Genomic DNA, 11,135 nt, shown 5'->3' with positions numbered 1-11,135 from the left:
GCAATCGACACAATCGTAATTCATAAATATAAATTATGTTTAGTACAAAAAAGCAAATCATTTTAACGATAGCATCACTATTAATCACTGTCTTCGCTTTTGCACAAGAAAGAGAAGGTGATACCATTCAAACAGGAGTAATAGATGTTGTTAAACCGTATACGCCTAGTATTTCTGACGCTTTTAAAGTTAAAGAAACACCAACATTAGACGATACTGAGACTGCAACTAAAAAAGAAGTAAAGTATAACATTTTTTCATTTCCTGTAGCTTCTACTTTTACGCCTGCAAAAGGAAAAGCAGCAGTTGTAGATAAAGCAAAAAAAGTTAAGTTGTACGATAACTATGCAACTTTAGGCGTTGGTACGTATACCACAATAGTTGGAGAAGCGTATCTTAATCATGCCATAGGTCGAGATCAGATTTTTAGTGCATATGTAGGACATCACTCGTCACAAGGCGATATAGAAAACGTATTGACAGATAGTGGATTTTCAGATTCAAAGCTTAATTTAACATATACTAAAAAAGATCGTGATTATAGCTGGACTGCTTTAGGTGGTTTTCAATACCAAACGTATAATTGGTATGGCTTACAACAACCATTATTTAATCAAGCAACAGCAGATAGCTTAGATGTTGGTCATAGTTTTATTAATGGCTATGTTGGAGGAGATATTACTTTTGAAGATGCTATTGTGTCTTCAGGAAGTGTTTTATATAGACGCTTCGGAGATAATTTTGGGTCAGGAGAAAATAGATTTAAAGCTAATGCAATTGGTACAATTAATATTCAGGATAATGATATAGATATTGAAGTGTTTACAGATTACATTGGTGGTAGTTTTGATAAGGCTTATGCAGATCCTAATCAGATTAACTATGGTAACTTTCAGATTGGTTTAGCACCAACTTTTCAATTAAAACAAGACGACTTAACTGTAGACTTAGGTGTTAAAGCTGTGTATTTAAATGATACTGAAGCAAGTAAAAGTAAGTTTTTTATCTATCCAAATATAGCAGCAAGTTACAGGTTGGTGGATGAGGTTTTAATTGCTTTTGGAGGAGTAACAGGAGGATTAAATCAAAATTCGTATTATGATTTTGCTCAAGAAAATCCATTTGTCTCACCAAATCTTTTTATAGCGCCAACAGACCAACAGTATAAGGCATTTGCAGGAATAAAAGGTAAGCTATCTAATACAATGAGTTACTCGGTTAGCGGAAATTATTATTCAGAAAAAAATAAAGCACTTTACACAAACAATGATATTACAACAACCTCAGAGCCATATACATTTGGCAACTCGTTTAGTTTAGTTTATGACGATGTGACTACTTTTAGTTTTGCTGGAGAATTAAATGTAGACATAAACCGTAACTTTACTTTAGGTATTAAAGGTGAGTATTTTTCGTATGATGTTACTAACCAAATGGAAGCTTGGAATTTACCAGATTTAACAGCATCTGTCTTTTTAGATTATCAAATAACCGATCAATGGTTTGCAGGAGCTAATTTGTTTTTTGTAGGTGAGCGTAAGGATCAATTTAATATTCCTAACTTGATTAGTCCAAACTCAGGTATTGTAACCTTAGATAGTTATTTTGATGCTAATGCTCATGTTGGTTATCATATAAATGACCGTTTTTCAGTATTTGCTAAAGCTAATAATATTGTAGGAGAGGAGTATACTAAATGGCAAAACACACCTGTTCAAGGTATACAGTTTCTTGCAGGAGCAACTTATAAATTTGATTTTCAGTAAAATTAAATAATTCATTTATAGGTTTAAACTACCTAATATTTTAAATTAAAAGCCTCTCTTTGAGGCTTTTTTTTTATGTTTATATTTACAAAAAATATTAAAAATGAGAATCACCAAAGTTTTATTATTATTCTTAATTATAGTATCCTGTGCTTCAGATAAAATTGAAGTCGATACTATCATTACCAACGGAACAGTTTATACTGTTGATGCAGATTTTAACAATGCTGAAGCTTTTGCCATTAAAGATGGTAAATTTGTAGCAGTTGGTACAACTAATGATATTAATAAAAAATATAAAGCTATCAATACAATTGATGCTAAAGGACAAACCATTTTGCCTGGTTTTATCGATGCGCATTGCCACTTTTACGGTTTAGGTTTAAACCAATTACAAGTAAATCTTAGAGATACTAAAAGTTTTGATGAGGTAATGAAACGTGTTATCGATTTTCATAATAACCGACCATCTAATTTTATTATTGGTAGAGGTTGGGATCAAAACGATTGGGACGACAAAACTTACCCAAATAAAGCATTATTGGATAAATTATATCCAGATACACCTGTGGCTCTAACTAGAATAGATGGTCATGCTATGTTATGTAATCAAGCAGCTTTAGATTTAGCTAAAATAGATGTTAATACAACAATTGAAGGAGGCGAAATTTTAAAGAAAGATGGCCAACTTACAGGAGTATTAATTGATAATCCAATGGAATTGGTTGAGGCTATTTTTCCGGAACCTACAAAACAACAACAAATTGACGCTTTGCTTGAAGCACATAAAATATGTACAGAGTTAGGTTTGACAACAGTGTCTGATGCTGGTTTGGACAAACAAGTCATTCAATTAATTGATAGTCTACAACAAGCAGGAACATTAGATATGCGCATGTATGCTATGATTAGCAATAAAAAAGAAAACTTAGAGTATTACCTATCAAAAGGAAAAATTAAAACAGACAGATTAAATGTGCAATCTGTAAAAGTGTATGCAGATGGAGCTTTAGGTTCTAGAGGAGCAGCTTTAAAACAAGAATATTCAGACCAACATGATCATTTTGGTGCATTAGTTATTGGTACTGATGCTTTTATTAATTTAGCTGAGCAAATAGCAAAAGCAGGATACCAAATGAATACTCATGCTATTGGAGATTCAGCTAACAGATTTGTTTTACAGACTTATCAAAAAACCTTAAAAGATCTAACTAACAGACGTTGGAGAGTAGAGCATGCTCAAATTATCACAGATAATGATTTTGACTATTTTAAAAACGAAAACATCATACCTTCCATACAACCAACGCATGCAACAAGTGATATGTATTGGGCAGAAGACCGTTTAGGAAAAGACCGTATTAAAGGTGCTTATGCCTATAAAACCTTACTAGAAAAAAGCGGAAGATTAGCCTTAGGGACAGACTTTCCGGTAGAGCAAGTAAGTCCGTTTTTAACCTTTTACGCAGCAGTATCTCGTCAAGATGTAAACCAATTTCCAGCAGGCGGTTTTAATAAAGACAATGGATTAACAAGAGAAGAGACCTTAAAAGGGATGACTATTTGGGCTGCTTATGCTAATTTTGAAGAAGAAGAAAAAGGAAGTATTGAAGCTGGTAAATTTGCGGATTTTATTATCTTAGATAATAATATAATGACTATCGAAGAGAAAGAAATCCCTAATATCAAAGTAAATCAAACGTACATTAATGGAGTGGCACAGTAGTTGCTATTTTATAATAACTTAAACAATTTTAAAATGAAAAAAATTATCGCATTAGTGTGCTTTTTAGCAATAGGTACAGTAAGTATTGCTCAAAATGATCAGTATAGTAAAGATGTTAAAACGTGCATACAAAGCAACGGAACAATGACTTATTATGAAGGCGTTATTGACCAAATGTTTACAATGTTAGAAGAACAATTTAAGTCTCAAGACGTACCAGCAGCTGTATGGAAAGATCTAAAAAAAGTTAAACCTGATGCAATGGATGATTTAGCTGTAATGATAGTATCTGCTTACAAAGCTCATTTTACACATAATGATGTAAAAAATATGAATGCGCTATATAAAACAAAAGCAGGTAAAAATATGTTTAAGCCTGAAGCCTTAACAGAAGGTGATAAAATAATTTTAAAAGAATTTTATCAAAGCGATACAGGTCAAAAAATTGTAAGCTCTCAAGACTCCATGAACGCCTCAATGAGTGATATTTCTGTAATGTGGAGTGGTGATTTATATAAAAATATGATAGCCAAATTATCAGAAAAAGGATACGATATCTAAATAAATAGCTTTGCTAAATAGTCATAATGCTCGCCTTCAGCGAGCATTTCGCATTTTAAACCAGAAGTTTCGCATGCTTTTTGCAGCAACTTAAAATCTAAATATAACCACTTCATTGGTAATTCAGCTTCTCCTTTATAACTTAAAAAATAATCTAATTCGCCATAATAATTAGCATTCATATCTTGCCAAAATCCACCATCTTCATCTAAGTACATATACTTTATGTCGCTAGAGTCTATTAAAATTTGACCACCTGTATTTAATAATGTTTTTAAATGCGATAAATACATTGCTACCTGATTTAAGGTTTCAAAAATACCAGTACCATTCATTAATAATAGAATTGTATCAAAAGTTTCAGTTTCATCTAAAAGCGCAAGGTGTGCAACCTGTTTTACACCTCTAGCGTGACTTACTTCAACAGCACCTTTAGAGATGTCAATTGCTTTGACGTTTAGTCCTTGGTCTTGTAAGTATAAACTATGACTTCCAGAACCACATCCTACATCTAATGTCAGTCCTTTAGATAGTTGCAATGCTTTTTGTTCTAATTTTGGCATGTCTTGATAATCCCTGAAAAGATAAGGTAGTGGTAACTCATCTTCGTCAGATATGTTAGTAGACGTTATTAAGTCTTCTGTATAATTACCATTTTGGTAATCTAATAATGCTTTTCCGAAAAGGTCTTTCATTTAAAATACTATTTTTGCACTATGGAACAATTTTTAAATGGTCTTCCAAAGCTTGCCAAAGATAAGCATAAGGAAAATAAAACCTTTTTTACTAAGCTAAAAAAGAAAGCACCAAAGCAATTAGATTACTTAATGCAAGAGTTGCATGATAACGAGTTTAAAAAAACTGATTGTTTAACGTGTGCTAATTGTTGTAAAACTACTGGACCATTATTTACAGATAAAGACATCCAACGTATTGCTAAACATTTTAAGCAAAAACCACAGCAATTTATAGATAACTATTTGCGTCTGGATGAAGAGAATGACTATGTATTACAATCAGTACCTTGTACCTTTTTAGGAGCAGATAACTACTGTTCAATATACGATGTGCGTCCAAAAGCCTGTTCAGAGTTTCCGCATACTGACCGTAAAAAGTTTCAGCAAATATCTAATTTGACTTTAAAAAACGTAGCTATTTGTCCTGCTGCTTTTAATATAGTGGAAGAGATGAAAAAACGAATTAAATATTAATACGAGTTTTTTTTTATTTAATCAAGTCATAATCGATTTGTGTTTTTTGAGAAGTTTATTGACTTTGTTTTAAAAAAATAGTAAAAACTTACAATCTTGGTATATTTATTGAATATCTCATAATTAATTAGCGGTTAAAGCTTTAAATCATTGATAATCAGATAAATTAACTATTCGTCGACTATTTTATGTAGTTCGGCTAATTATAGATAAATTATGTTCAGATTTGTATGTAATATCCCAATTTCATAATACATTTGGTCTCCCTTATAACTGATTTTTAGCGTAACTATATAAAATTTATATTATGATTAGGCAAAAAATAACATTCCTACTATTCTTAATGTTAATGCTAAGTACTTCGGTATTTTCGCAAGTTAAAACAACTATAGTTGAAAATGTAAATGCAACCAAAGCAGGACTTGTTCATGTACTAAACAGAACAGGAGATACTATTATACTTAAAAGTAGCTCATCTATCTATAGATTTAGTTTCTTATATCATTCTCAAAAAGAGTCTGTTTTAATGGATCTAGATAGTAAGGAAGCAAAAATTCCATTACACCATTTTGAAGTAGGACAATATACCGTTGTTGCCTATCGTGAAGATGCTGTGTATCCAATTTCTTTAAACAGAGTTGGTGCTATTACTAAGCCAATAGATGCTATTGCAGATTTAGAAGAAGATGTTTTAAGAGCCAGTTTGTCTAATGACGAGCAACGTAAAAGAAACATTAAGCCTAGACACAATGCAAGTAGTGACACACGTCTAGCTAGTGTTGCAAATAAAAGCAAAGAAGCTGCTGAAGCTAAAGAAAGAGAACAAAGAGCGTTGATAAAAAGAGCAGCAGAAGATACAGCTAGAAAAAATCAGGCTTTAGCTGAAGCGAAACAAAAAGAGCAAGAGCAAAGAGAATTAATCAAAAAGGAAGCTGAAGCTAGATCTAAACAAGAACACGCTTTAGCGGAAGCTAATAGAGCAAAAGCTGAAAGAGAGAAAGCAGACAGACAATTAGCACAAATTGAAGCTAATAAACAAGCCATAAAAGAAAGAGCATTAGCAGAAAAAAGAAGAGAAGAGTTAAGAGCTATTGCTGAAGCAGAAAGAAAAGAAGCAGATGCACGTATTGCAAATGTTCAAACTGTGACGACAGAAGACAATAAGCTTGAGAAAAAAGAAGTCAAATATAACATCTCTGTTATACAAGATGGATCTGTAGAAAAGCAAACCAGAGAAGAATACAGAAAAGAAAACTTAAGACCTAACGGTCTACCTTACGAAGATTAATCTTTATTGATATAATAAATAAGGTTTACGTTTAACCATAAAATCATTTAAGCCACTTGTCCAAGTGGCTTTTATTTTGTCCTCACTCCAACCTGCTTCAATTTGTTGTTGCAGTTTTTTAGTACCAGCAAGTTTTGTAAAAAAACCATTAGTAATAAAAAAATCAGATTTTATAGATGTGGTATTATAAGCATTAATTAAGTAGCTTAAGTTTAAACCACTTTGTTGTTTAATATTACTTAAATCATAACCATGACATACTTTGTTTTCATGCTTTGGGTATTTAGCACCTTCGTTAGATTTAGGCGTAAAAGCATAATCTGTATTTGGTAAAAAAGGCGAACCATATATCTGGAACTGCAAATCCGTACCACGACCAGCACTTACATTAGTACCTTCAAAAAAGCATAAACTAGGGTATAAGTTTATAGCCTGAGCATTAGGTAAGTTTGGAGAAGGTTTAATAGGTAAGTCATAAGCCATTTGTCTATTGTAATTTTTTATAGTAATTACTTTTAAATTACACTTTACACCATTGTTTAGCCAATTTTCGCCATTAATCATTTGTGCATATTCGCCAATAGTCAAACCATGCACCACAGGTACAGGATGCATACCTACAAAGCTAGTATGTTCTTTTTCTAAAATTGGACCATCAATATAATGTCCATTTGGATTTGGTCTATCTAAAACAATCAAGGTTTTATTTTGTTCAGCGCAAGCTTCCATGACATAATGTAAAGACGATATATAGGTGTAAAAACGTGCACCAACATCTTGAATATCAAAAATAACAACATCAACATCTTGTAATTGTGCAACGGTAGGTTTTTTATTATTTCCGTATAATGATATTATAGGTAAACCCGTTTTTGTATCAATACCATCTTTAACCACTTCGCCAGCATCTGCAGTACCTCTAAAACCATGTTCTGGAGCAAATACTTTTTTAACAGTAACACGTAGGTCTAGTAAAGTATCAACAATATGGGTATTACTATCATAGGTTGGTGTTTTACTAAAGGAAGTATTTTTAAAGATCACGCTAGTTTGATTAGCAACTATACCAACACGTTTCCCTTTTAATAAAGGTAAATACGCTTCGGTTTGGTTGGCACCAACAATAATAGGCTTAGTTGTGCTGTTATTTAAAGTAGTTTCGGTTTTAGCCAAAACAGTATTAATTTCATTTATATTATTTTTCGTTTTAGAAGCGCAAGAAATTAGTATTAAAACAAATAATAAAGCTGTATTTTTGAAAACATTAAATCGCATAATCTAGTTTGAATTTCGAGTTTTTTATAGCTAAACGCATAATTGATAGTAAAGCGTATAAAAGTAGCATATCGGCACCAATAATAAAAATTGGTATCGTAGCAATTGCATTAGGTATTATTGTAATGATGATCGCTATTGCAACAGGTATTGGTTTACAACAAAAAATCAGAGAAAAAGTAATCGCTTTTAATGGTCATAGTATTATTCAAAATTACGATAATAACAACTCGCAAGAAAGCATAAGACCAATCTCTACCAATCAAGACTTTTATCCAACATTTAAAAATGTACCAGAAGTAACGCATATACAAGGTACTGCAACTAAATCCGGAATTATTAGATTAGAAAACGATTTTGAATATGTTGTTATAAAAGGTGTAGGTGCAGACTACGACTGGCAATATTTTAAAACATTTTTAACAGACGGTCGCTTACCTGACTACACAAAGGATATCAGTACAGATGTTTTAATATCGCAATACCTAGTTAATAGATTACAATTAAAATTAAACGATCGTATAAACACCTATTTTTTAAGAGAGGACACCACCAAACCTCCACGTGTAATTACCTATACTATTGTGGGTGTTTACAATTCAGGTTTGCAAGAGATGGACCAACTATATATGATTGGTGACATCAAACAAATCCAACGATTAAACAAATGGGAGGACGACCAAGTAGGACGTTTCGAGGTTTTTATTGACGATTATAATACCTTAGAAGCCACAGGAGACGCCATTTTTAAAGAGGTACCTTCTACATTAAATGCTAAAACGGTTGATAAAGAATATCCTTTTATATTCGAGTGGATTAAAATCTTTGACAATAACATTTACGCCATCATTGGGATTATGATATTAGTAGCAGGTATTAACATGATCACAGCTTTGCTAGTCTTAATTTTAGAACGTACCCAAATGATAGGTATCCTAAAAGCCTTAGGAAGTGCTAACAATAGCATTCGTAAAATATTTTTATACAACGCAGCCTATTTAATATTAAAAGGACTATTTTGGGGTAATGTAATAGGATTAAGTTTACTATTATTACAAAAATATTTCGGTTTATTCCCATTAGACCCAAAAACCTATCACGTCTCTGCAGTGCCAGTTTACATTAATATAGGTTACATAATAGCATTAAACATTGGCACCTTTATTTTGTGCTTGTTAATGCTGTTAGTCCCATCATATATTATTTCAAAAATTTCGCCAGTAAAGGCCATACGTTTTGATTAAATAATTTGGGCGTTACCACAAGGGTCGCGTCATCCACTATATCTTTTTTGCGCATAAGCGCGCACAAAAAAGGATGTCGTTTCTACCGCTAACGCAATCAACCCTAAGGACAGTTTTAAAATAAATTAATGTAGTTTTAACTTTCAATTTTAGACAATTAACGTACTTTTGCAAAATTAAAATTAGAAACAAGCACGTCTTAATTTAAAGCGTTAGCTTAAAGGATTAATCATAAATTAGACGCTTTTTTCTTCAATAAAAAAAATAAAATACCTTAATGAAATACGCAAATAACATTTTAGAAACCATCGGTAATACACCATTAGTAAAACTAAACAAACTAACAGCAGAGTTACCATGTTTAGTATTGTCTAAATACGAAACCTTTAACCCAGGAAACTCCGTTAAAGACCGTATGGCACTACAAATGATAGAAGATGCAGAAGCAGATGGACGTCTTAAACCAGGAGGAACAATTATAGAAGGGACTTCAGGTAATACAGGAATGGGATTAGCATTAGCAGCAATTATAAAAGGATACAAATGTATTTTTGTAATGGCAGATAAACAAAGTAAAGAAAAGGTAGATATCTTAAAAGCAGTAGGCGCAGAGGTAGTGGTTTGCCCAACAGCAGTTGAGCCTGAGGATCCAAGATCATACTATTCGGTATCAAAAAGATTAAGCACAGAAATAGAAAACAGTTGGTACGTAAACCAATACGATAATCCAAGTAATGCCAAAGCACATTACCAAAGTACTGGACCAGAAATCTGGGAACAAACAGATGGTAAAATCACGCACTTTGTTGTTGGTGTAGGTACAGGAGGAACAATCTCTGGAGTTGGTAAATACTTAAAAGAACAAAATCCAAATATCAAAATTTGGGGAATAGATACTTACGGTTCGGTATTTAAAAAGTACCACGAAACAGGGATTTTTGACGAAAACGAAATCTATCCATACGTAACAGAAGGTATTGGAGAAGATATCCTTCCAAAAAACGTAGACTTTAGTATTATCGATGGGTTTACTAAAGTAACAGATAAAGATGCTGCAGTATATACACAAAGACTATCAAAAGAAGAAGGTATGTTTTTAGGTAATAGTGCAGGAGCAGCAATTAAAGGTGTGTTACAATTAAAAGAGCACTTTACTAAAGACGATGTTGTTGTGGTATTATTCCATGATCACGGAAGTCGCTATGTTGGTAAAATGTTTAACGACGACTGGATGCGTAAAATGGGTTACATAGACTAATCCTAATTAATCTAATAATTTAAAAAGCTCACAAAGCAATTTGTGGGCTTTTTTTATGACCTACAATTTAGTAAAATGTTACATGGGTATTTTGCAGTTTTGACACCTTAATTTTTTGTTATTTACATAAACATGACAGAGTTGCTGATTTGGGTAAATAAGTATTTTCTAAATACTTAAAACAGCTACAGTACTATCATCAAAGGAATGGGAGACGTTTAGTAAACCGCAATTTAAGTTAAAATAAGTTTGTTGACCCTAAATCTAGGGTTTGGCTTGGTTTTAGCGTTTAACCTGTCAGTACGTTTAAACTATAATAATTACAGCATAAAAATTATGCAAAACGTACGTTTTAAAATTTATAATGTAGTATGAATCAAGTAAAAGAAAACAACACAGTTAAAGTAAATTACACAGGTAAATTATCTGATGGACAAATTTTTGATACGTCTGAAGGAAGAGAGCCTTTAGAGTTTACTTTAGGTCAAGGACAATTAATTCCTGGTTTTGAAAAAGGAGTTATTGATATGAAATTAAACGAAAAAAAGACCATCACAATTGCTAAAGAAGAAGCTTATGGTGATGTTAATCCGGCTTTAATCCAAGAAGTAAGTAAAGCAGATTTACCTCAGGATATGACGCCAGAAGTAGGTATGGGATTAGTGTCTAAAACGCAAGATGGTCGCGAGACTAACTTAATGGTAGTAGAAGTTAAAGAAGAAACTATCGTTTTGGATGCAAACCATCCATTAGCTGGTAAAGATCTTGTTTTTGATTTAGAAGTGGTAGACATCAAATAATACAAG

10 protein-coding genes are annotated in these 11,135 nt (G+C 32.3%); 8 read left to right on the top strand and 2 right to left on the bottom strand.

The genetic code is table 11. The annotated features are described in order from the left end of the window. Window positions 1-35 precede the first annotated feature (35 nt). The 3 genes from B2989_RS14325 (at window position 36) to B2989_RS14315 (ending at window position 4,053) form a co-directional block, all read left to right on the top strand. Window positions 36-1,766, top strand: coding sequence for a TonB-dependent receptor (locus B2989_RS14325; protein ID WP_292949798.1), 1,731 nt, complete (start codon window positions 36-38; stop codon window positions 1,764-1,766). A 103-nt stretch (window positions 1,767-1,869) separates the two neighbouring features. Continuing rightward, window positions 1,870-3,492: an amidohydrolase gene (locus B2989_RS14320; RefSeq protein ID WP_292949796.1), complete on the top strand. Its 1,623-nt coding sequence runs from the start codon at window positions 1,870-1,872 to the stop codon at window positions 3,490-3,492. A 33-nt stretch (window positions 3,493-3,525) separates the two neighbouring features. Then, complete coding sequence (locus B2989_RS14315; RefSeq protein WP_292949794.1) at window positions 3,526-4,053, top strand: DUF2059 domain-containing protein; 528 nt, start codon at window positions 3,526-3,528, stop codon at window positions 4,051-4,053. On the opposite strand, the gene B2989_RS14310 is transcribed toward B2989_RS14315, so the two are convergent. Then, window positions 4,050-4,748, bottom strand: coding sequence for a class I SAM-dependent methyltransferase (locus B2989_RS14310; protein ID WP_292949792.1), 699 nt, complete (start codon window positions 4,746-4,748; stop codon window positions 4,050-4,052). The genes B2989_RS14315 and B2989_RS14310 overlap by 4 nt on opposite strands. A 21-nt stretch (window positions 4,749-4,769) precedes the next feature. On the opposite strand from B2989_RS14310, the gene B2989_RS14305 reads away from it, so the two are divergent. Together B2989_RS14305 and B2989_RS14300 are read left to right on the top strand one after the other, a co-directional pair. Further along, window positions 4,770-5,264 carry a YkgJ family cysteine cluster protein gene (locus B2989_RS14305; RefSeq protein WP_191100435.1) on the top strand — a complete coding sequence of 165 codons (495 nt, stop codon included), beginning with the start codon at window positions 4,770-4,772 and terminating at the stop codon, window positions 5,262-5,264. A 307-nt stretch (window positions 5,265-5,571) separates the two neighbouring features. Next, window positions 5,572-6,552, top strand: coding sequence for a hypothetical protein (locus tag B2989_RS14300; RefSeq protein WP_292949788.1), 981 nt, complete (start codon window positions 5,572-5,574; stop codon window positions 6,550-6,552). 3 nt (window positions 6,553-6,555) lie between these two features. Here the strand turns inward: B2989_RS14300 and B2989_RS14295 are convergent, their stop codons facing one another. Beyond that, on the bottom strand, window positions 6,556-7,827 hold the full coding sequence (locus tag B2989_RS14295; RefSeq protein WP_292949786.1) for an exo-beta-N-acetylmuramidase NamZ family protein: 1,272 nt from the start codon (window positions 7,825-7,827) through the stop codon (window positions 6,556-6,558). 8 nt (window positions 7,828-7,835) lie between these two features. Between B2989_RS14295 and B2989_RS14290 the strand changes: the two genes are divergently transcribed. From B2989_RS14290 to B2989_RS14280, 3 genes are all read left to right on the top strand, one after another. After that, on the top strand, window positions 7,836-9,071 hold the full coding sequence (locus B2989_RS14290) for an ABC transporter permease (RefSeq protein ID WP_292949784.1): 1,236 nt from the start codon (window positions 7,836-7,838) through the stop codon (window positions 9,069-9,071). A 277-nt stretch (window positions 9,072-9,348) separates the two neighbouring features. Further along, window positions 9,349-10,329, top strand: a complete 981-nt coding sequence (locus tag B2989_RS14285; RefSeq protein WP_145002575.1) for a PLP-dependent cysteine synthase family protein — start codon at window positions 9,349-9,351, stop codon at window positions 10,327-10,329. A gap of 371 nt (window positions 10,330-10,700) precedes the next feature. Continuing rightward, on the top strand, window positions 10,701-11,129 hold the full coding sequence (locus B2989_RS14280) for an FKBP-type peptidyl-prolyl cis-trans isomerase (protein WP_028283634.1): 429 nt from the start codon (window positions 10,701-10,703) through the stop codon (window positions 11,127-11,129). The last annotated feature ends 6 nt before the right edge of the window (window positions 11,130-11,135 follow it).

Origin of the sequence: Olleya sp. UBA1516, assembly GCF_002323495.1 — a bacterium.
Taxonomy (GTDB): Bacteria; Bacteroidota; Bacteroidia; order Flavobacteriales; family Flavobacteriaceae; genus Olleya.
The sequence above is the reverse complement of the archived record's forward strand: the minus strand, read 5'-3'. Positions and strand labels throughout refer to the sequence as shown.